General features: G+C 70.2%; 19 protein-coding genes and 1 pseudogene. 14 read left to right on the forward strand and 6 right to left on the reverse strand.

The window, feature by feature from the left end; all coding sequences use genetic code 11:
• Window positions 1–5: 5 nt before the first annotated feature.
• The 7 genes from ACTWJ8_RS24455 to ACTWJ8_RS24485 all read left to right on the forward strand — a co-directional run bounded on the left by ACTWJ8_RS24455 (window position 6) and on the right by ACTWJ8_RS24485 (window position 5,441).
• The gene (locus ACTWJ8_RS24455) at window positions 6–1,388 is read left to right on the forward strand and encodes a CpaF family protein (protein ID WP_443260275.1); all 1,383 of its coding nucleotides are present in this window, start codon (window positions 6–8) and stop codon (window positions 1,386–1,388) included.
• Window positions 1,385–2,341 carry a type II secretion system F family protein gene (locus tag ACTWJ8_RS24460; RefSeq protein WP_443260276.1) on the forward strand — a complete coding sequence of 319 codons (957 nt, stop codon included), beginning with the start codon at window positions 1,385–1,387 and terminating at the stop codon, window positions 2,339–2,341. The genes ACTWJ8_RS24455 and ACTWJ8_RS24460 overlap by 4 nt, the downstream gene beginning before the upstream one ends.
• A 7-nt stretch (window positions 2,342–2,348) precedes the next feature.
• Window positions 2,349–3,251, forward strand: a complete 903-nt coding sequence (locus ACTWJ8_RS24465; protein WP_443260277.1) for a DUF5936 domain-containing protein — start codon at window positions 2,349–2,351, stop codon at window positions 3,249–3,251.
• A 151-nt stretch (window positions 3,252–3,402) separates the two neighbouring features.
• On the forward strand, window positions 3,403–3,609 hold the full coding sequence (locus tag ACTWJ8_RS24470; protein ID WP_443264982.1) for a hypothetical protein: 207 nt from the start codon (window positions 3,403–3,405) through the stop codon (window positions 3,607–3,609).
• Between the two features lie 35 nt (window positions 3,610–3,644).
• Window positions 3,645–4,211, forward strand: coding sequence for a pilus assembly protein TadG-related protein (locus ACTWJ8_RS24475; RefSeq protein ID WP_443264984.1), 567 nt, complete (start codon window positions 3,645–3,647; stop codon window positions 4,209–4,211).
• Between the two features lie 20 nt (window positions 4,212–4,231).
• Complete coding sequence (locus tag ACTWJ8_RS24480; RefSeq protein ID WP_443260278.1) at window positions 4,232–4,822, forward strand: hypothetical protein; 591 nt, start codon at window positions 4,232–4,234, stop codon at window positions 4,820–4,822.
• A 1-nt stretch (window position 4,823) separates the two neighbouring features.
• Window positions 4,824–5,441, forward strand: a complete 618-nt coding sequence (locus ACTWJ8_RS24485; protein ID WP_356374360.1) for an OmpA family protein — start codon at window positions 4,824–4,826, stop codon at window positions 5,439–5,441.
• Between the two features lie 2 nt (window positions 5,442–5,443).
• On the opposite strand, the gene ACTWJ8_RS24490 is transcribed toward ACTWJ8_RS24485, so the two are convergent.
• Window positions 5,444–5,638: a hypothetical protein gene (locus ACTWJ8_RS24490; protein ID WP_356374358.1), complete on the reverse strand. Its 195-nt coding sequence runs from the start codon at window positions 5,636–5,638 to the stop codon at window positions 5,444–5,446.
• Between the two features lie 116 nt (window positions 5,639–5,754).
• Window positions 5,755–7,056 carry a cytochrome P450 gene (locus tag ACTWJ8_RS24495; protein ID WP_356374356.1) on the reverse strand — a complete coding sequence of 434 codons (1,302 nt, stop codon included), beginning with the start codon at window positions 7,054–7,056 and terminating at the stop codon, window positions 5,755–5,757.
• A 207-nt stretch (window positions 7,057–7,263) separates the two neighbouring features.
• Here ACTWJ8_RS24495 and ACTWJ8_RS24500 point away from each other — a divergent pair.
• Both ACTWJ8_RS24500 and ACTWJ8_RS24505 read left to right on the forward strand, forming a co-directional pair.
• Window positions 7,264–8,057: pseudogene (locus ACTWJ8_RS24500) on the forward strand (SAM-dependent methyltransferase).
• A 63-nt stretch (window positions 8,058–8,120) separates the two neighbouring features.
• On the forward strand, window positions 8,121–8,810 hold the full coding sequence (locus ACTWJ8_RS24505; RefSeq protein ID WP_356374352.1) for a DUF6882 domain-containing protein: 690 nt from the start codon (window positions 8,121–8,123) through the stop codon (window positions 8,808–8,810).
• Between the two features lie 21 nt (window positions 8,811–8,831).
• Here the strand turns inward: ACTWJ8_RS24505 and ACTWJ8_RS24510 are convergent, their stop codons facing one another.
• A complete protein-coding gene (locus ACTWJ8_RS24510; protein ID WP_326018650.1) occupies window positions 8,832–9,182 on the reverse strand; it encodes an ArsR/SmtB family transcription factor in 351 nt (116 codons plus the stop codon).
• An 80-nt stretch (window positions 9,183–9,262) separates the two neighbouring features.
• On the opposite strand from ACTWJ8_RS24510, the gene ACTWJ8_RS24515 reads away from it, so the two are divergent.
• A complete protein-coding gene (locus ACTWJ8_RS24515) occupies window positions 9,263–11,206 on the forward strand; it encodes a heavy metal translocating P-type ATPase (RefSeq protein WP_443260279.1) in 1,944 nt (647 codons plus the stop codon).
• Between the two features lie 507 nt (window positions 11,207–11,713).
• Here ACTWJ8_RS24515 and mgrA read toward each other — a convergent pair.
• Complete coding sequence (gene mgrA / locus ACTWJ8_RS24520) at window positions 11,714–12,751, reverse strand: L-glyceraldehyde 3-phosphate reductase (RefSeq protein WP_443260280.1); 1,038 nt, start codon at window positions 12,749–12,751, stop codon at window positions 11,714–11,716.
• A 110-nt stretch (window positions 12,752–12,861) separates the two neighbouring features.
• Here mgrA and ACTWJ8_RS24525 point away from each other — a divergent pair, with 110 nt between their 5' ends.
• The 4 genes from ACTWJ8_RS24525 to ACTWJ8_RS24540 all read left to right on the forward strand — a co-directional run bounded on the left by ACTWJ8_RS24525 (window position 12,862) and on the right by ACTWJ8_RS24540 (window position 17,819).
• Window positions 12,862–13,635, forward strand: a complete 774-nt coding sequence (locus tag ACTWJ8_RS24525; protein ID WP_356374346.1) for an isoprenyl transferase — start codon at window positions 12,862–12,864, stop codon at window positions 13,633–13,635.
• Window positions 13,636–13,938: 303 nt separating this feature from the next.
• Entirely contained in the window at window positions 13,939–15,264 is a 1,326-nt protein-coding gene (locus ACTWJ8_RS24530) for a PhoH family protein (RefSeq protein ID WP_443260281.1), read from the forward strand.
• Between the two features lie 399 nt (window positions 15,265–15,663).
• Window positions 15,664–16,404 carry a lytic transglycosylase domain-containing protein gene (locus tag ACTWJ8_RS24535; protein WP_443260282.1) on the forward strand — a complete coding sequence of 247 codons (741 nt, stop codon included), beginning with the start codon at window positions 15,664–15,666 and terminating at the stop codon, window positions 16,402–16,404.
• A 107-nt stretch (window positions 16,405–16,511) separates the two neighbouring features.
• Window positions 16,512–17,819: an AI-2E family transporter gene (locus tag ACTWJ8_RS24540; protein ID WP_356374340.1), complete on the forward strand. Its 1,308-nt coding sequence runs from the start codon at window positions 16,512–16,514 to the stop codon at window positions 17,817–17,819.
• A 51-nt stretch (window positions 17,820–17,870) separates the two neighbouring features.
• On the opposite strand, the gene ACTWJ8_RS24545 is transcribed toward ACTWJ8_RS24540, so the two are convergent.
• Both ACTWJ8_RS24545 and ACTWJ8_RS24550 read right to left on the reverse strand, forming a co-directional pair.
• On the reverse strand, window positions 17,871–18,404 hold the full coding sequence (locus ACTWJ8_RS24545) for an alkyl hydroperoxide reductase (protein WP_356374338.1): 534 nt from the start codon (window positions 18,402–18,404) through the stop codon (window positions 17,871–17,873).
• A gap of 6 nt (window positions 18,405–18,410) precedes the next feature.
• Window positions 18,411–18,965, reverse strand: a complete 555-nt coding sequence (locus tag ACTWJ8_RS24550; protein ID WP_030623150.1) for a peroxiredoxin — start codon at window positions 18,963–18,965, stop codon at window positions 18,411–18,413.
• Window positions 18,966–19,067 lie beyond the last annotated feature (102 nt).

Consider the following 19,067-nt stretch of genomic DNA (forward strand, 5'->3'; position numbering starts at 1 on the left):
ACCGCATGAGCCTGCGCTCCCGCGTGATCGCCACCCGCGACCCGGCGTCCGGCGGCCCCGGACCCGCCACTCCTGCCGACCGCGACGAGGGCCTCGTCGCCGTCTACCGCACCAAGCTCCTCGAGGAGATCGACCTCGCCGAGATGTCGACCCTCCAGGCCGCCGAACGCCGCGTCCGCCTGGAACGCGTACTGGGCCACATCATCAGCCGCGAGGGCCCGGTCCTCTCCTCCACGGAACGCACCCAGCTGATCCGCCGCGTCGTCGACGAGGCCCTCGGCCTGGGCATCCTCGAACCCCTCCTCGCTGACGCCTCGATCACCGAGATCATGGTGAACGGCCCGGACTCGATCTTCGTCGAGCGCGCCGGAAGGGTCGAGCAACTGCCCCTCCGCTTCACGTCGTCCGAGCAGCTCATGCAGACGATCGAGCGCATCGTCTCGACGGTGAACCGCCGCGTCGACGAGTCGAACCCCATGGTCGACGCCCGCCTCCCCACCGGCGAACGCGTCAACGTGATCATCCCGCCGCTCTCGCTCACCGGCGCCACCCTCACCATCCGCCGCTTCCCGCGCGCGTACAGCCTCACCGAACTCCTCGACCTGGGCTCGCTGGACGAGCACATGCTGATGTTCCTAGCGGCGTGCGTGCGCGCCCGCTTCAACATCATCGTGAGCGGCGGCACCGGATCGGGGAAGACCACCCTCCTCAACGCCCTCTCGGCCCTCATCCCGCCCCACGAACGCATCATCACCATCGAGGACTCCGCGGAGCTCCAGCTCCAGCAGGACCATGTGATCCGCCTCGAATCCCGTCCCGCGAACGTCGAGGGCAAGGGCCAGATCACCATCCGCGACCTCGTCCGCAACAGCCTGCGCATGCGCCCCGACCGCATCATCGTCGGTGAGGTCCGCGGCGGCGAGACGCTCGACATGCTCCAGGCCATGTCGACGGGCCACGACGGCTCGCTCGCCACCGTCCACGCGAACACCGCGGAGGACGCCCTCACCCGCCTCCAGACCCTCGGCTCCATGTCGGAGGTCGACGTCCCCTTCGAGGCCCTGCGCGACCAGATCAACTCCGCGGTCGACGTCCTGATCCAGCTCACCCGCGCCGCCGACGGCTCCCGCCGCATCACGGAGATCGCGCTGCTCATCTCGCACGGCCGCGAACAGTTCCGGATCGCGACCGCGACCCGTTTCGTCGCGCAGCCCTACGTCTCCGGGGCCACGGACGAGGAGATCCGCCGGGTCCGCGGCTACTACGAGCACCTCCCGCTGCCCCGCGTCCTCGCCGACCGGCTGTACGTGGCGGGGGAGGCGGTGCCACCGGCGTTCGGCGTCGTGGAGTCCGTCGACATACGCAACACGAGGGAGGCGACGGGATGACGAACGCGGTCCTGCTCACCCTGGCGGCCACCGCCCTGACCTGCGTCCTCGCCATCGCGGGCGCCCACGCCCTGGCCGCGGGCCGGGCCCGCCGCCAGGAACTGGTCGACCGCCTGGACGCCTACCCGGCCGGCGGCGAACCCGTCGGGGCCGGCGCGGGCGGCCGGGCCCGCCGCTTCACCGCCGTCGACCGCCGCCTGCGCCGCACCCGGCTCGGCCGCTGGGTGCACCTGCGCCTGTCGGCGACGGGCCTCGACGTCACGGCGGGCGAGTTCTCGGTGTACGTCGCCGTGGTCGCGGTCGCCCTGTGGCTGCTCGCGGCGTCGACGCTCGCCCCGTTCTTCGGCCCGATCGCCGCCCTGGTGGCCGTCTACGGCGCGATCGTGTTCCTCAACTGGCAGCGCCAGAAGCGCATCGAGGCCTTCATCAACCAGCTCCCCGACGTGGCCCGCCTCCTGGCGAACGCGACGGCGGCGGGCCTCGCCCTGCGCACGTCGCTCGCGATGGCGGCCGAGGAGCTGGAGGCCCCCGCGGGCGAGGAACTCTCCCGGGTCTCCGACCAGTTGGCCCTCGGCCGCTCCGTCGACGACGCCCTGGACGAACTGGCCGCCCGCCTGCCCTCCCGCGAACTCGTCGTCCTCGTCACCACACTGGTCCTCTCCAACAAGGCGGGCGGCACCGTCGTCTCCTCCCTCCGCAACCTCACGAAGACCCTGGAGGACCGCAAGGAGACCCACCGCGAGATCCGCACGATGCTCTCCGAGGTCAACGCCACCGCCTTCACGGTCCCGCTGCTCGGCCTCGGCTCCCTGCTCCTGATCAACTCCTCGAACGACGGCGCGCTCGCACGCGTCACCGAGTCCGGAGTGGGCCGCGCGCTGATCCTGATCTCCCTCGGCCTCTACGGCATCGGCTTCTTCGTGATCCGCCGACTCGGCCGAATCGAGGTGTGAGCGGACGATGTCGACCACGATCATCGGCGTACTCCTCGCGGCCCTCGCCGCGCTCTCCGTCCTGGGCGTCCTCACGGGCATCCGCATGTACCGCGCGGACGCCAAGGTCCCCAGCGACCTCGCGCTCGCCCTGGAGGTCGGCGCGAGCCGCGTCTCCACGACCGGCTCCGCCGTCGACCGCATCGGCATGCGGTTCGCGCCGCTGGTGCTGCGGCTCATGGGGCCGCGCCGGGTGGACGCCAAACGTCGGAAGATCGACATGGCGGGCAACCCCGGCGGCCTGACCATCGACCGCTACGCGGCGCGGCGCGCGGTCTACGGAGCCTTCGGCCTGATCATGGGCCTGGTCTTCCTCTCCGCCGACAGCCCCCTCCTCGGCCTCCTGACGCTCGCGTTCGGGGCGCTCGCGGCGGACGCGCTCATCTGGCAGGCGGTGCGCGAGCGCAAGGAGGTCATCGACCGCACGCTCCCCGACTTCCTCGACGTCCTCGCGGTGGTGGTCTCGGCGGGCCTCGGCTTCCGCCAGGCGCTCGACCGGGTCTCGGAGAAGTACGAGGGGCCCTGGGCCGACGAACTCCGCATCACGCTGCGCCAGATGGACATGGGCGTCCCGCGCCGCCAGGCCTTCGACGAACTCCGCCGTCGCAACGCCTCCGAGCAGGTGGCCCAGTTCGTCTCCGCGCTCCAACAGGGCGAGGAACTCGGCTCCCCGATCGCCGACACCCTCATCCAACTGGCCACGGACATGCGCCGCACCGACGCCCAGAACTCCCGCCGCCGCGCGGCGAAGACGATCCCCAAGGCGACGATGGTGACGCTGGTCTTCATGCTGCCGGCGACGATGATCCTCATCGGAACGGGGATGTTCCTGGGCTCCGGCACCAACTTCGGTTCGATCCTGGGGCGCTGATGCACCATGACGGGTCCGACGGCAAGGCGACAACTTCCGGTCAAGAACGACCTCTTAATTCGCGAAAGCGGGTGCGGAGGGTCGCAGTTCACGTACGTTGCGTGTGTTGATTTGGTTGCTTCCACGGAAGCGACGGAAGGGGGTTCCCGTGATCAGGGACAAACTGCTCGGGGTGTGGGTGAAGTGGACCAACGCGCTGGGAGACCGCACGCGCCGGGACTCCGGCGCCGGGTTCGTGGAGTACGCGGGCCTGATGATTCTGATCGCGGGCATTTTCGTGGCGATCGACAGCTTGGGGCTCGACGGAATGATCTCCGGCGCGATCATGGACGCCATCAGCAATGTGATCGGTGGCTGACCAGGGGACGTCCGGATCGCGGTTCCACGCTTCCGATCTACATTTGGTTGACCGGAATTCTGATGTTCGCCGCCCTCGCATTCTTCGCCTTCGCTCAAGCAGCGTCGGCGCGCAACGGTGCCCAGTCCGCCGCCGATGCGGCCGCGTTGGCAGCGGCCCAATCCGCCCGTGAAGAGCTGATGCTGGGGCTCGGCGAAGCGCTGGAAGGCGGCGACAACTGGTTGGACTGGTTGGACGGCATGGACCCCAAGGACGACGGCGCGCCACAGGAGGCGGCGGCTCGTCTGGCCGCGGCCAACGACGCCGATGTCACGGAGGGCCCGGCGTTCACCAAGGTCAACGGCTATCCGGGGTATCGCGTCGGGGTGGAGAACCGCCGGGCGGTGGGCGACACGATCATCCCCGGTACGGAGAACCAGCGGGCCACGGCGCGGGCCACAGCGGTGGTGCAGCCTCGCTGCGACATCCCTGTGGACGCTGACTTCAAGAAGCCACTGGAACTCACCTGCGACGACAAGACCTGGGACATCGATCCCGAGGACTTCGATCCGGACGACCTGCCGGACGCGTCCGAACTGTTCGCCGTCCACCTTGCCGACTGACGAGAGAGGGAAGCCGCAGCATGAACCTTCGGCGTACGACGACCACCCGCCGGGCACTGGCTGCGGCAACGATCGCGGCCGGGCTCGCCCTGTCCGTGACGGCCTGCGGAGGCGACGGTGAGAAGAGCGACGGCGAGGCCACTAAGTCCTCGGCTCCGGCGCAACGCGGCTCGGACAGCAAGGAGCAGTCCTCCGAACCGGCGACGAACGAGCCGCTGGCCGAGGTGAAGGGCGAAGGGGGCATCACGCTCACCGTCACATCGGCACAGCGCGACGCAGGGGGCTTCGTCACCGTCAAGGGAACGGTGGCCAACGGCACCGGAAAGGCGTGGGTCCCGGTCGACTGGCGAGGTGACGAGCGCGAGCTGATGAGCAACGGCGGGTCGATCGCCGGCGCCAGCCTCGTCGACCAGAAGGACAAGAAGAAGTACCTGATCCTCCGGGACACCGAGGGACGCTGCCTGTGCACCCGCTTCACCGGCGGAGTCCGCAACGGGCAGACCGCCGACTGGTACGCCCAGTTCCCCGCCCCGCCCGAAGGTACGAGCGAGGTCGCGTTCCAGGTCGGCTCCATGCCCCCCGCCCAACTCGACATCACCGAGGGCAACTGAAATGCCCCGCCGTCATCTGACCGCAGCCGCGATCACCGCCCTCCTGCTCACCACGGGCACGGTCACGGCCCACGCCGACGACGACCCCACCGGCGCCCCGCCCGGCACCGGATCCACCGCCGCACCCCCCAAGGTGGACGCCAACAGTCCGGGGCTGAAGCTTGCCGACGGGGCGACGCTCGCGCCCGCCAAGGTGCTGGACATCAAGTCGGTCGTCGAGGACCTGTCCGGGGACGAGCGGCGGACGGACACGAACGAGAACGTGACGTTCGCGCTCCAGGCGGAGGTGCTCTTCCCGAAGGACAGCGCGAAACTGAACCCGGACGGCAAGTCCCGCATCCAGGCGATCGCCGACGAGATCGAGAACCAGAAGGCGAGCTCCGTGCGCGTCTTCGGGTTCACCGACAACCTCGGCTCGTACGCCCACGGCCTCAAGCTGTCGAAGAGCCGCGCGGAGGCGGTCCACGACGCCCTGACCGCGGCGCTCGGCGCCCGGGGCGGGAACATCACGTTCCAGGTGCGGGGCTACAGCGAGGACTACCCGATCGCGGACAACGACACGGAGCAGGGCCGCAAGAAGAACCGCCGCGTGGAGGTCTCCCTCCCGAAGTCCAAGTGACGTCAGCGGACCAGTCTCGTCAGGAGCGCCGCGACGTCCGCGAGGATCTGGAGCCAGGGCCGCAGCCGTTCGGCCCGCCGCCCGACGCGCCTGGCCAGGCCGCGCGCCCGCCGCTGCTCGCGGCGTCGCTCGGCCCGCTCGTGCATGCGCCGCAGGGAGTGGATCCGCGTCGTGCCATGACGTTTCCGTGGCCTCATGACACGACGCTAGCGGCCCCGAACACCCGTACTCAGTGCGGTAGTTCGCCAAAACGGCGGGTGGGTTATTGGAGGTAACCCGACAACGGCGCCGCGGCGCGGCGCGCGCCGCGCCGTCAGCCCACCCGCACCGGCAGCCGGTCCACCCCGTACACGATCGACAGCTTGCGGAACTCCAGCTCCGACGGTTCCACCGCGAGCTGCAACTCAGGGAAACGCCGCACGAGTTGGGGGAACGCCGCGCGCAGCTCCATCTTGCCCAGCTCCGCGCCGATGCAGCGGTGGATGCCGTAGCCGAACGCGAGGTGCGAGGACGTGGGCGGGCGGCCGGGCAGGAACGCGTCCATGTCGTCGCCGAGGCGCGGATCGCGGTCGGCGGCGCTCAGGGACACGATGACTATGTCCCCGGCGGAGAGCCGGACTCCGCCCACCTCGGTGTCCTCGCGCGCGAAGCGCGGGAAGGCGGTCTGGACGACGGTGAGGTGGCGGAGGAGTTCGTCGACGAACGGAGCCGCGACCGTCGCCGGGTCCTCCGCGTCGCGCAGCGCCGTGAAGTGCTCCCGGTCCTTCAGCATGATCATGGTGCCGAGGGCGATCATGCTCGCCGTCGTCTCCAGGCCGCCGGTGAGCACGCCGTCCGCGAGGCCGGTCAGCTCCTCGTCGGTGATGTTGTCGCCGTGCTCGCGCACCAGCATGCCGAGCAGCCCCTCGCCGGGGTCGCGGCGCTGTTCGGCGACGACGCCGCGCAGGTAGTCGAGCGACTGGGAGACGGCGCCGAAGGAGGCACCGGCCCCGCCCAGCACGTCGAAGCGGGCGACGGAGAACTGCTGGAACGCGTCCCGCTCCTCGTACGGGACGCCCAGGAGCTCGCAGATGACGAGCGCGGGGACCGGCATCGCGAAGTGCTCGACGAAGTCGGCCGTGCCGTCGGGCGACTCCTGCGCGGCCTTCTCCAGCTGGGCCAGCTGCTCCTCGACGATGGCGTGGATGCGCGGCGTGAGGCGGGAGAGGCGGCGCATGGTGAACTCGGGCGTCAGGAGTCGGCGCAGCCGGGTGTGGTCCGGCGGATCGCAGAAGCCGAGGCCGCCGGGGTGCTGCTCGGCCTCGGCGCCGCCCACCCCCACGAGGTTGCGGAAGTCGTTGCTGAACGCCTTGGCGTCGCCGAGGACCTCCTTCGCCTCGTCGTATCCCGAAACGAGCCATACCGTCATGCCGGGGATCGGCAGCTTGCTCACGGGCTCCCGGTCGCGCAGCTCGCCGATCTCGGGGACCGGGTCCACGCCCGTGCGGCGCAGCGGCAGCAGCGCGGCGTCGGGGAGCTTCGACAGGACGGACAGGTCGAGGCTTCCCCCCTTCTTGCGCAGCCGGGAGAAGTAGAGGCGGGTCAGCCAGGTCGCTATCGCGGAACGTACGGACATGTGCTCGCATTTCTGCGGTGAGGCGGTAGGACGGACGGGCCTGATGAAGGTATGGGGGTTGGGGAATGCCAGTGGGGAACGCCAAGGGTACGTGCGATACCCCTGTCGCCGGGAAGAGGGGCAACCCCCGGCCGCACCCTGGGGCTGTCCCCAGGGCGGACGAAATCCAGCTGAAACGGACGGCCCGGTGCTGAGATCATGCGCACCATGAGCAACGCCGACGCCCCGCACCAGGACCACCCGGCGACGAGTCGCCCGTACGAGGAGCTCGTCGCCGAGGCCGTCGCGGCGCCCACCGAGGGCTGGGACTTCTCCTGGTTCGAGGGCCGGGCCACGGAGGAGCGGCCCTCGTGGGGGTACGCGCGGCTGATGGGGGAGCGGTTGGCCGGCGTGGACTCCGCCCTCGATCTGCACACGGGCGGCGGCGAGGTGCTGAACCTCGCGCCGAAGCTGCCGCCGCTGATGGCCGCGACCGAGGGCTGGCCCCCGAACGTCGAGAAGGCCACCCGCCTGCTCGGTCCGCGCGGCGTGGTCGTCGTCGCCGCGCCGGACGACGCCCCGCTGCCGTTCGCCGACGCGGCGAGCTGGTCACCGCGCGCCACCCGGTGAAGGCGCACTTCGCCGAGATCGCCCGCGTGCTGCGCCCCGGCGGCACGTACTTCGCCCAACACGTGGGCCGCAGCAGCGTGTTCGAGCTCGTCGAGTACTTCCTGGGCCCGCAGCCCGCCGAGGTGCGCGCCGGCCGCGACCCGGAGAGCGAGCGCCGGGAGGCGGAGGCGGCGGGGCTCGAAGTCGTCGATCTGCGCGCGGAGCGGCTGCGCATGGAGTTCTACGACATCGGGGCAGTCGTCCACTTTTTGCGCAAGGTCGTATGGATGGTGCCGGGATTCACGGCCGAGGCGTACGAACCCCAACTCCGCGCGCTGCACGAGCGGATCGTCGAGCAGGGTCCCTTCGTGGCACACAGCACCCGGCACTTGATCGAGGCCCGCAAGCCGTAGCCGGAACCCCCGTCACCTCCGCAACTCGGGTCTCGTCAGTGGTCTCGCGTAAGGTCCCGCCCCATGAGCCACACGCAATTCAGCCAAGCCTTTCTGTACGAGACCGAGCGACACGCGGCGTGGGGTGGCGCTCAGCTCGAAGCTCTCATGGGGTTCCTGCCCGACGGATCGTGGACGGCCGACCTGCCGACGTGCCGCTACCGACAGGGCGACGTGGACCTGCGCGTCGGCGTCCTCGGCACCTACGACTCGTCGCAGCGGTCGTGGATGTGGGCCTGGGCCAACCCCGAACTGCGCGGCACGCCCGTCGCGGCGCTCTCCGAGCAGGTGGGGCGTTTCGGCCAGAGCCAGGGGATAGCCGAGTTCACCACCCAGGTGCTCGACCTGTCCGGCTTCCCGGACCCCCGGCGCGCGGCCGAGACGCTCGCCTTCGCCGGGATGGGCGTTGCCGGCGCCCCGGGCTACATCAGCGTGCCCGCGAACGCCGAGACGCAGGTCTACTTCCTGCCCGAGGATCCGCAGGTGCCGCGCGCCGCCCTCGACCCGGTCACGCTGCCGCGCACCCTCGTGCAGGCGGAGGGGCTGCTCGGCGTCGACGCCCGGCGTCTGGTCACGGGCTTCTTCGAGCACCACGGGGTGGCGTACCGGGACGAGGGCGGGCAGATCGCCGCCGAGCTGCCCGGGTCGGTTCCGGCCGAGATCGGCTTCGACGAGGCGGGCCGCATCGCCGGCATCCGCCTCGCACTGCACTGAGGGCCGCGCGACGGCGGAACGTCACGCCTCGTCGCGCAGCCCGAGGCGCAGGTGCTCCACGTGGAAGAGCGCCTGGTCGAGAAGTTGCGCGACGTGGTCGTCGTACAGCGCGTACACGATCGAGCGCCCCTTGCGCTCACCGCTGACCAGGCCCAGATTGCGCAGCAGCCGCAGCTGGTGCGAGCACGCGGACTGTTCGAGACCGGCCGCCTCCGCGAGGTCGCCGACCGCGCACGGCCCCTCCTGAAGACGAGCCAGGATGCGCAGCCGCGACGGGGTCGCGAGGGCCTGGAGCGTCGCCGCGACATCGGCCGCGCCCACGGCGTCGAGCCGCTCGCGGGTGCTGCTCTTGTGATCGATTCCATGGCCCATGGGCTCATCGTATCCAGGTCGGCGCCGCCTTCTCTGGCATACATGAAGAGGTCTTCATCTGTTCCTGTATCGTGGGCCCCATGCCTGCCCCCGTGCCCGCATCCGCCCCGGCCGACGCCGCCGCGGTCGCGCCCGTCGCGCCGTCCGCCCCCGGCGTCCGCCGCACCCGTACCCCGCTGCTCGCCCTCCCCGAGGCCCGCTGGGCGGCGCTCGCCACCGTCGCCTTCCTCCTCGCGCTGCCGCTCCAACTCCTCGATGCCACCGCCTGGTCGTGGGGCCCGCTGTACGCCGTCGCCTACGCGGCCGGCGGCTGGGAGCCCGGACTCGAAGGGCTCAGGGCGCTGCGCGAGAAGACGCTCGACGTCGACCTGCTGATGGTCGTGGCCGCCCTCGGCGCCGCCGCGATCGGACAGGTCATGGACGGCGCCCTGCTCGTCGTCATCTTCGCGACGTCCGGTGCCCTGGAGGCCCTCGCCACCGCCCGCACCGAGGACAGCGTCCGCGGACTGCTCGATCTGGCGCCCGCGACCGCCACCCGGCTCACCGCCGACGGGGCGGAGGAGACCGTCCCCACCGCCGAACTCGCCGTCGGCGACGTCCTGTTGATCCGCCCCGGCGAGCGGATCGGCGCCGACGCGCTGGTCGTCGACGGCGCCAGCGACGTCGACCAGGCCACCATCACCGGCGAACCGCTGCCCGTGCCCAAGGCCGTCGGCGACGAGGTGTTCGCCGGCACCCTCAACGGCACCGGCGCGCTGCGCGTCCGCGTCGCCCGCGACCCCTCCGACACGGTCATCGCCCGCATCGTCGCGCTGGTCGAGGAGGCCACCCGCACCAAGGCGCCGACCCAGCTGTTCATCGAGCGCGTCGAACAGCGCTACGCGCTCGGCATGGTCGCCGCGACCCTCGCCGTCTTCCTGGTCCCGCTCGCCCTCGGCGACGCGCTCACCGACGCCCTGCTGCGGGCCATGACGTTCATGATCGTGGCCTCTCCGTGCGCCGTGGTGCTCGCCACGATGCCGCCGTTGCTGTCGGCGATCGCGAACGCCGGACGGCACGGCGTGCTCATCAAGTCGGCGGTCGTCATGGAGCGCATCGGCCGCACCGACACGGTGGCCTTCGACAAGACGGGAACGCTCACCGAAGGCGTCCCGCAGGTCACCGACGTACGGCCCGAACCCCCTTACGGCGAGGACGAGGTGCTGACCCTCGCGGCCTCGGTGGAGCAGGGGAGCGAGCACCCGGTGGGCCGGGCGATCGTCGCCGCGGCCCACGACAGGGGCCTGAGCCTCCGGCCGGTCGAGGCGTTCGACTCGGTGCCGGGCAAGGGCGTATCGGGCACCGTCTCCTCGGACCTCCACGTCGAGGCGGGCTCCCCGGCCCACCTGGGCCAGGAGGCCACGACGACGCCGGGCACCGAGGTCGCCGTCCTGGTGAACGGCGCATTGGCGGGTCGGCTCACCCTCACCGACACCGTCCGCGCCTGCGCGCCCGACGCGGTCCGCGCCCTCACGTCCCGCACGGACCACGCCCCGCTCCTGCTCACCGGCGACCAAGAGCACGCCGCCGCGGCCGTCGCCGAGCGGGTCGGCATCGCCCCCGGCGACGTACGCGCGGGCCTGCTGCCGCACGAAAAGGCGGCCGCTGTGCGGGAGTTGGCGGACGCCGGGCGCTCCGTCCTCCTGGTCGGCGACGGGGTCAACGACGCCCCGGCCCTGGCCGCGGCCCACACCGGCGTGGCCATGGGGCGCGGCGGCTCCGACCTCGCCCTCGAGACCGCCGACGCCGTCCTCGTGCGGGACGAGCTGGGCGCCCTGGAGCGCACCGTGGCGCTGTCCCGGCGCGCGCGCCGCCTCGTCGTGCAGAACCTCGTCATCGCGGGCGTGTTCATCGCGGGCCTGGTGATCTGGGACCTCGCGGGACATCTGCCGCTGCCGCTCGGCGTCGCGGGGCACGAGGGCTCGACCGTCCTCGTCGGCCTCAACGGCCTGCGCCTGCTGCGCGAGCGCGCCTGGTCCCGCTGATCCGCGGGCGTCCGTGCTCCACGGGCGTCCGGCTGAGCAATCGATCCGGATCGTTATCGATACGCGATCGAATGGAGGGTAAGAATCACGTAAGTTCAGACCAACGGCAATTCGCGTGAGCAAAGCTGCGCGTCGGTACCGCGCAGTGGAGGGGGCTGCGCGGTGCCCCGGCCGCAATCAGGCCATTCGTCCGCGCCGCCACTCCGGGGGCCGCGCGCGTCAACCACGTGCGTGACACGGGAGAGGGACGTCGCGCGGCGGCCGCGAACCCCGTGATTCCGGGCCTCGAACCCCCTTGAACCTGCTGCGGAGCGGCCGGAAAGCCACCTCCACGCGTCGCCGGACGACTCCGGAGCGTAGTTGTGGCACGCCGATGCGCGCGCCGACACTTACGAAGGGTTATGGTGGAAACCCCCCCTCGGGCCGGTCCGTCTCCCCCCCCACGGACCGGCCCGTTTTCTTTCCCCGACCGGGACTCGGGCCAACCCCCGCTCCCGGCAAGGGGGTTCAGCGGCGGCCGTTCCAGATGTTCGTGCCCTCGGTCGAGACGGCGAACGAGTCGATTTCGGTCAGCTCGTCCTCGGTCAGCTTCGGCCCTTCGAGCGCCGCCAGATTCTCCTCCAGCTGCTTCACGCTGGACGCCCCGATCAGCGCCGACGTCATCCGCTCGTCCCGCAGCACCCAGCTGAGCGCCATCTGCGCGAGGGACTGGCCGCGGCGCTGCGCGATGTCGTTCAGCCCGTTCAGCCGGCGCACGACGTCCTCGCTCAGCAGGTTCGGGTCGAGGGACTTGCCCTGCGTCGCGCGCGAACCCTCCGGGATCTCCTTCAGGTACTTGCCGGTCAGCAGTCCCTGCGCGAGCGGCGCGAAGGAGATGCAGCCCATCCCGGCCGCCTCCAGCGTGTCGAGCAGCCCGTCGCCCTCGGTCCAGCGGTTCAGCATCGAGTACGACGGCTGGTGGATGAGGGCCGGCACCCCCATCTCCTTCAGCAGCCGCGCCGCCTCGGCCGTCTGCTCGCTGTTGTACGAGGACACTCCCACGTACAGCGCCTTGCCCTGCTGGACGGCGGAGGCGAGCGCGCCCATCGTCTCCTCCAGCGGGGTGTCCGGGTCGAAGCGGTGCGAGTAGAAGATGTCGACGTAGTCGAGGCCCATCCGCTTCAGGGACGCGTCGAGCGACGACATCAGGTACTTGCGGCTGCCCCACTCCCCGTACGGGCCCGGGTGCATGCGATAGCCGGCCTTGGTCGAGATGATCAGTTCGTCCCGGTACGGCGTGAAGTCCTGGGCAAAGATCTTGCCGAAGTTCAGCTCCGCGCTGCCCGGAGGCGGCCCGTAGTTGTTCGCGAGATCGAAGTGTGTGACGCCCAGGTCGAAGGCGCGGCGCAGGATCGAGCGCTGGCTGGTCAGTGTGCGGTCGTCCCCGAAGTTGTGCCACAGTCCGAGGGAGACGGCGGGGAGCTTCAGACCGCTGCGGCCCGTGCGCCGGTACTCCATGGAACCGTACCGGTCCGCCGAGGCGACGTAAGGAGAGGTGTCGTTCATGGCTACGAAGCTACGTCAGGCCACCGACACCCCACAGCGAGGCACCCGCACCGCACCCGAGTAGGCTTCCGCCTTCGGGGACTTCCATCTGCACGGAGGGCAAAAAGACCGTGAACCTGCGCGACAGGCTGCGCGGCCTGCTGGTCAGGCTGTACGCACGCCGGGTGGAAGGCCACCTGGACCACGCCCAGGTGCCCAAGCACATCGGCGTCATCATGGATGGCAACCGCCGCTGGGCCAAGGCCGCCGGATCCACCACCGCCCAGGGCCACCAGGCGGGCGCGCACAAGATCGAGGAGTTCCTCGGCTGGTGCAGCGAGACGGACGTCGAGGTCGTCACCCTCTGGCTGCTCTCGACGGACAACTTCGACCGCCCCCAGGAGGAGCTCGTCCCGCTCCTCGGCATCATCGAGGGCGTCGTCCGCACGCTCGCCGAGGACGGCCGCTGGCGCGTGCAGCACGTCGGCGCCACCGACATCCTCCCGGAGGGCCTGCGCCACACGCTCAAGGAGGCCGAGGAGGCCACCGCGGAGCGCGCCGGGATAGTGGTGAACGTCGCGATCGGCTACGGCGGCCGCCAGGAGATCGCCGACGCCGTCCGCTCCATGCTGCTCGACGCGTCCGACAAGGGGCAGACCCTCGAGGAGGTCGCCGACACCGTCACCGTCGACGCCATCGGCAAGCACCTCTACACCAAGGAGCAGCCCGACCCGGACCTGGTCATCAGGACCAGCGGCGAGCAGCGTCTGTCCGGCTTCATGCTCTGGCAGACGGCCCACTCCGAGTACTACTTCTGTGAAGTCTTCTGGCCGGCCTTCCGCAAGGTCGACTTCCTGCGCGCGATGCGCGACTACGCGCTGCGCCACCGGCGTTTCGGGGGCTGACCACCGGTCACCCGGAGACGTACGTCACCAGGAGTTAACGAACGCGCCGTCATGTGCCTTTGCATGGCGGCGCTTGTTCGAGGGAATAAGCCCTCCAGGTCGGTGCCCGCACCAAGGACACCGCATCTCAGCGGACGGCACGGGTCCGTCCGCCCGGGAGGCCCTTTGCACCAGGACGACCGTACGCAGATGGGTACGGATGACGACTTGGAGGGCCGGTTCTCGGCCCGCGCATCGCGGCCCATGAACCGGTCCCGAAATCTCCGTCGCTCCCCGACCTCATCCGAGGGGGTACGTCCTTCCGTGGTGACCAGCAACAAGCGCCTTCCCAAGCCCGACCGGCGCACCTATGTTCTCGACACCAGCGTCCTGCTGGCCGATCCGAACTCGATGACCCGATTCGACGAACACGAAGTGGTCCTTCCTGTCGTCGTCGTCACCGAGCTCGAGGCCAAGCGGAATCATCCGGAGCTGGGTTACTTCGCCCGGCAGGCGCTGCGCCTGCTCGACGACTACCGGATCCGCCACGGACGCCTGGACGCGCCGATCCCCACCGGCGAACTGGGCGGCACCCTGCGCGTCGAGCTCAACCACTCCGACCCCAGCGTGCTCCCCTCGGGGTACCGCCTGGGCGACAATGACAGCCGCATCCTCGCGGTCGCCCGCAATCTGCAGGCCGAGGGATACGACGTCACGGTCGTGTCGAAGGATCTCCCGCTGCGGATCAAGGCGTCGTCCGTGGGCCTCCTCGCCGAGGAGTACCGCGCGGAACTCGCCATCACGGACTCCGGCTGGACCGGCATGTCCGAGGTGACCCTGCCCGCCGAGCAGGTCGACCTCCTGTTCGAAGAGGACACCCTCTACGTTCCGGAGGCCGCGGACCTGCCCGTGCACACGGGCCTGACGATCCAGTCCGAGCGCGGCAAGGCGCTCGGCAGGGTGACGCCCGAGGGCAACGTCCGGCTGGTGCGCGGCGACCGGGAGGCCTTCGGCCTCAAGGGGCGCAGCGCCGAGCAGCGGATCGCCCTCGATCTGCTGCTCGACCCGGACGTCGGCATCATCTCGATGGGCGGCCGGGCCGGCACCGGCAAGTCCGCGCTCGCGCTCTGCGCGGGCCTGGAGGCCGTCCTGGAGCGCCGCCAGCACCAGAAGGTGATGGTCTTCCGGCCGCTGTACGCGGTCGGCGGGCAGGAGCTCGGCTATCTGCCGGGCACCGAGGCCGAGAAGATGGGCCCGTGGGCGCAGGCGGTCTTCGACACGCTGTCCGCCGTCACCTCCCGCGAGGTGATCGAGGAGGTCACCGCGCGCGGCATGCTGGAGGTCCTGCCGCTCACCCACATCCGCGGCCGCTCGCTGCACGACGCGTTCGTGATCGTGGACGAGGCGCAGTCCCTGGAGCGGAACGTCCTTTTGACGGTCCTTTCACGCATTGGGGCTAATTCGCGTGTCGTGCTGACCCACGACGTCGCGCAGCGCGACAACCTCCGCGTCGGCCGGTACGACGGGGTGGTCGCCGTCGTCGAGAAGCTGAAGGGGCACCCGCTCTTCGCCCATGTGACGCTCACTCGATCGGAAAGGTCGCAGATCGCGGCCCTGGTGACCGAAATGCTGGAGGACGGTCAGATCTAGCCCGTACAGGGCAGATTCGTCCGTATTGGCGCCGTTCGGCAAAGCGGGAGAGCTTAGCCGGGCGGCGTCGCGGCGTGTGCTCGTTTCCGTAAAACCCCTGGGGCAAACGACGTGTGACCTTTCCCACGCGGTGGGGAATTGCCTTGCCATGCCCCGATGCGGCAGAGTCACGGTCCTGTCAGGCCCCGCATACGACACTTGCGTGCCCCCAGCGGTACGAAACCACAGCAGCACCCGCTGCACCTGAACTACATAGAGGCCGTCGTATGCCGCCCGAGCACCACGCGGCGCTCCCGTCACGGGAGTTGTCCACCGGGCCCGTGTCTCCCGTGACCCCGCAGTTGGGAGACCAGTGCCAGGGGCACGATTGCGTCCGCGACGGTCACACTCAAGCGGGCGATGCTGGAAGGAAACCGTGTGAGCCGGATTTCGGTCCGGGGATTCGCAGTGGCCTCGGCCACCGCGGTCACCACAGTCGGCGCTGTTGTGGGTGTTGCCTCGGGCAGCACCGGTCAGCCCTCTCACGAGGCTGAGGCAACGGCGAGCGACGCGACCCTCCTCGCCGACATTCCTGCTGGACAGCAGGCGCAGGTGCAGACCTCGTCGCTGAAGCAGCAGGCGCAGACCCAGGCCATCGCGGCCGACACGGCTGCGCAGAAGTCCGCCGAGGAGTCCGCCCGGAAGCAGGCAGCCGAGGATGCGGTCGCCAAGCAGCAGGCCGCACAGGACGCCAAGGAGGCGAAGGAGAGGGCCGAGAAGGAGGCCAAGGAGCGCGAGGAGGCCAAGAAGGCCGCCGCGAGCCGCTCGGCCACCCGCGACGCCTCGGACTTCGCCACCCAGGCCTCGTACAGCGTTGCCCAGGTCCAGTCGATGGCGCGCCAGATGGTGCCGTCCGGACAGTTCCAGTGCTTCAGCAACATCGTGGACCACGAGTCCAGCTGGAACTACAAGGCCGTCAACGCGTCCTCCGGCGCGTACGGCCTCTTCCAGGCCCTGCCCGGAACCAAGATGGCGTCCGCCGGTGCCGACTGGCAGACGAACCCGGCCACGCAGATAAAGTGGGGCCTCGGCTACATGAACGACCGCTACGGCAGCCCCTGCGAGGCCTGGTCGTTCTGGCAGGCCAACAACTGGTACTGAGCTGCCGGTAGTTCGCAACCTCACGAAGCCCCTCACCGTCTCACGGTGAGGGGCTTCGGCGTTCATGCACGGTACGGTCGGGGCCACAGGCTCACAGAGGACGGATGATGTCGCGAGTTCCAGGGTGGCTCGGCCGGGTCGGCGCCGGAATTAGCAAGGTCGGCGAGCGCCTGGACGAGCGCCGCGCCGAGGCCGAGCGCGCCGAGGAGCACGAGCTGGGCGGACCGCCGCCGGGCGGACAGGACCCGGGCGGCTCCCCGCCCGGGCACGACGCGGACCACGTGCCCGCGCCGCCCACGTACGCGCCCGCCGTGTCGGCGCGGCCCGAGCCGGCGGTCGCCGTGCCGTGGGGCCTGCGGGTCGCGGCGGAGGCGGGCTGGCGGCTGCTGGTCCTCGCCGGAGCGCTCTGGGTGCTCATGAAGGTCATCAGCTCGGTGCAGCTGGTGGTGTTCGCGTTCATCGCGGCGCTGCTCATCACGGCGCTGCTCCAGCCGACCGTGGCCCGGCTGCGGCGCAGGGGGGTGCCGCGCGGCCTCGCGACGGCCCTGACGGCCATCCTCGGCTTCGTCATCATGGGGCTCGTCGGCTGGTTCGTGGTCTGGCAGGTCCAGGAGAACATCGACCAGCTCTCCGAGCAGGTCCAGGACGGCATCGACGACCTGCGCCTGTGGCTCCTGAACAGCCCGTTCCACGTGACCGACGGTCAGATCAACGACATCGCGAAGTCGTTGCGGGACGCGGTCGGCGCGAACACCGACGAGATCACGTCGGCGGGCCTCGAGGGCGTCACCGTCATCGTCGAGGCGCTGACGGGCGTGCTCCTCACGATCTTCTCGACGCTGTTCCTGCTCTACGACGGCCGGCGCATCTGGGACTGGACCCTCAAGCTCGTCCCCGCGCAGGCCCGACCGGGCATCGCGGGCGCGGGTCCGCGCGCCTGGCGCACGCTGACGGCGTACGTCCGCGGGACGGTCATAGTGGCGCTGATCGACGCCATCTTCATCGGCCTCGGCATCTTCTTCCTCGGCGTGCCGATGGCGGTGCCGCTGGCCGTCTTCATCTTCCTGTTCGCGTTCGTCCCGCTGGTGGGCGCGGTGGTCTCCGGCGCCCTCGCGGTGGTCGTCGCGCTGGTGACGCAGGGCGTGTTCACCGCGGTGATGACGCTGGCCGTGGTGCTCGCGGTGCAGCAGATCGAGGGCCACATCCTGCAGCCGTTCATCCTGGGGCGCGCGGTGCGGGTGCACCCGCTTGCCGTGGTCCTCGCGGTGGCCGCGGGCGGCATGGTCGCCGGGATCGGCGGAGCGGTGGTGGCGGTGCCCCTGGTGGCCGTCACGAACACGGTGGTGGGCTATCTGCGGGCGTGGTCCCACGGCAGCCATCTGACGGCGGTGAATTCGAGCGCCTCCGGCGACTGAGACGCGAAGAACGGGGGCCGGAATCATCCGGCCCCCGTTCTCGTGGAGGTGTTACGCGGCCAGCGCGTCCTCCGCGTCGAGCGTGACGCCGACCGCCTGGATCACCGAGGCGATCTTGAAGGCCTCCTGGACGACCTCACGGTCGACACCGGCCTTGCGCAGCACCTGCTCGTGCGAGTCGAGGCACATGCCGCAGCCGTTGATCGCCGAGACGGCGAACGACCACAGCTCGAAGTCGACCTTGTCGACACCCGGGTTGCCGATGACGTTCATCCGCAGGCCGGCGCGCATCGTCCCGTACTCGTCGTCCGAGAGCAGGTGACGCGTGCGGTAGAAGACGTTGTTCATCGACATGATGGCGGCGGCCGACTTGGCGGCGTTGTACGCCTCCGCCGACAGGTTCGCCTTCGCCTCGGGCTCCAGCTCGCGCAGCACCCGCGGGGAACGGGAGGCGATGGCGGTCGCCAGGACCGTGCCCCACAGCTGCTGGGCCGGGAGGTCCGAGTTGCCGATGACCGAGCCCAGGTTGAGCTTCAGGTCCTTGGCGTAGTCCGGTACGGCGGACTTCAGTTCGTCGAGGGCCATGTCAGATCACTCGCCCGACAGCAGCGCGACCGGGTCCAGGGTCTCGTCGCCCTTGCTCCAGTTGCACGGGCAGAGCTCGTCCGTCTGGAGGGCGTCGAGGACCCGCAGGACCTCCTTGGGGTTACGGCCGACGGAGCCGGCGGTCACCATCGTGAACTGGATCTCGTTGTTCTGGTCGACGATGAAGACGGCGCGCTGCGCGAAGCCGTCCTCGCCCTCGATGCCGAGGTCACGCATGAGCTCGTGCTTCGAGTCGGCCATCATCGGGAAGGGCAGGTCCGTCAGGTCCGGGTGGTCCTTGCGCCAGGCGTGGTGCACGAACTCGGAGTCGCCGGAGAAGCCGAGGATCTGGGCGTCACGGTCGGCGAACTCCTCGTTCAGCTTGCCGAACGCGGCGATCTCGGTCGGGCACACGAAGGTGAAGTCCTTGGGCCACGCGAAGACGATCTTCCACTTGCCCTCGTAGGTCTTGTGGTTGATCTGCTCGAACTCCTTGCCCTTCTCCAGCGAGACACAGGCAGTCAGGTCGAACTCGGGGAACTTGTCACCGACAGTGAGCACGCGCTCTCCTTGCAGCTAGAAACGCCCCTTTTGGGGACTTTTCCGTGGGTTGGACTGCTCATGATCGTGGCACAGGGTGCATTGATTGCGGAAATAGCTAGA

The organism is Streptomyces sp. SDT5-1 (assembly GCF_052245995.1).
Classification (GTDB): domain Bacteria; phylum Actinomycetota; class Actinomycetes; order Streptomycetales; family Streptomycetaceae; genus Streptomyces.

What these genes read in the sequence shown, in the direction of transcription:
- ACTWJ8_RS24480 (WP_443260278.1), top strand. Translation starts at nt 4,232, where the DNA reads ATGAACCTTCGGCGTACGACGACCACCCGCCGGGCACTGGCTGCGGCA.
- ACTWJ8_RS24460 (WP_443260276.1), top strand. Translation starts at nt 1,385, where the DNA reads ATGACGAACGCGGTCCTGCTCACCCTGGCGGCCACCGCCCTGACCTGC.
- ACTWJ8_RS24495 (WP_356374356.1), bottom strand. Translation starts at nt 7,056, where the DNA reads ATGTCCGTACGTTCCGCGATAGCGACCTGGCTGACCCGCCTCTACTTC.
- ACTWJ8_RS24545 (WP_356374338.1), bottom strand. Translation starts at nt 18,404, where the DNA reads ATGGCCCTCGACGAACTGAAGTCCGCCGTACCGGACTACGCCAAGGAC.
- ACTWJ8_RS24485 (WP_356374360.1), top strand. Translation starts at nt 4,824, where the DNA reads ATGCCCCGCCGTCATCTGACCGCAGCCGCGATCACCGCCCTCCTGCTC.
- ACTWJ8_RS24455 (WP_443260275.1), top strand. Translation starts at nt 6, where the DNA reads ATGAGCCTGCGCTCCCGCGTGATCGCCACCCGCGACCCGGCGTCCGGC.
- ACTWJ8_RS24505 (WP_356374352.1), top strand. Translation starts at nt 8,121, where the DNA reads ATGAGCCACACGCAATTCAGCCAAGCCTTTCTGTACGAGACCGAGCGA.
- ACTWJ8_RS24510 (WP_326018650.1), bottom strand. Translation starts at nt 9,182, where the DNA reads ATGGGCCATGGAATCGATCACAAGAGCAGCACCCGCGAGCGGCTCGAC.
- ACTWJ8_RS24490 (WP_356374358.1), bottom strand. Translation starts at nt 5,638, where the DNA reads ATGAGGCCACGGAAACGTCATGGCACGACGCGGATCCACTCCCTGCGG.
- ACTWJ8_RS24515 (WP_443260279.1), top strand. Translation starts at nt 9,263, where the DNA reads ATGCCTGCCCCCGTGCCCGCATCCGCCCCGGCCGACGCCGCCGCGGTC.
- mgrA (WP_443260280.1), bottom strand. Translation starts at nt 12,751, where the DNA reads ATGAACGACACCTCTCCTTACGTCGCCTCGGCGGACCGGTACGGTTCC.
- ACTWJ8_RS24540 (WP_356374340.1), top strand. Translation starts at nt 16,512, where the DNA reads ATGTCGCGAGTTCCAGGGTGGCTCGGCCGGGTCGGCGCCGGAATTAGC.
- ACTWJ8_RS24465 (WP_443260277.1), top strand. Translation starts at nt 2,349, where the DNA reads ATGTCGACCACGATCATCGGCGTACTCCTCGCGGCCCTCGCCGCGCTC.
- ACTWJ8_RS24535 (WP_443260282.1), top strand. Translation starts at nt 15,664, where the DNA reads ATGCTGGAAGGAAACCGTGTGAGCCGGATTTCGGTCCGGGGATTCGCA.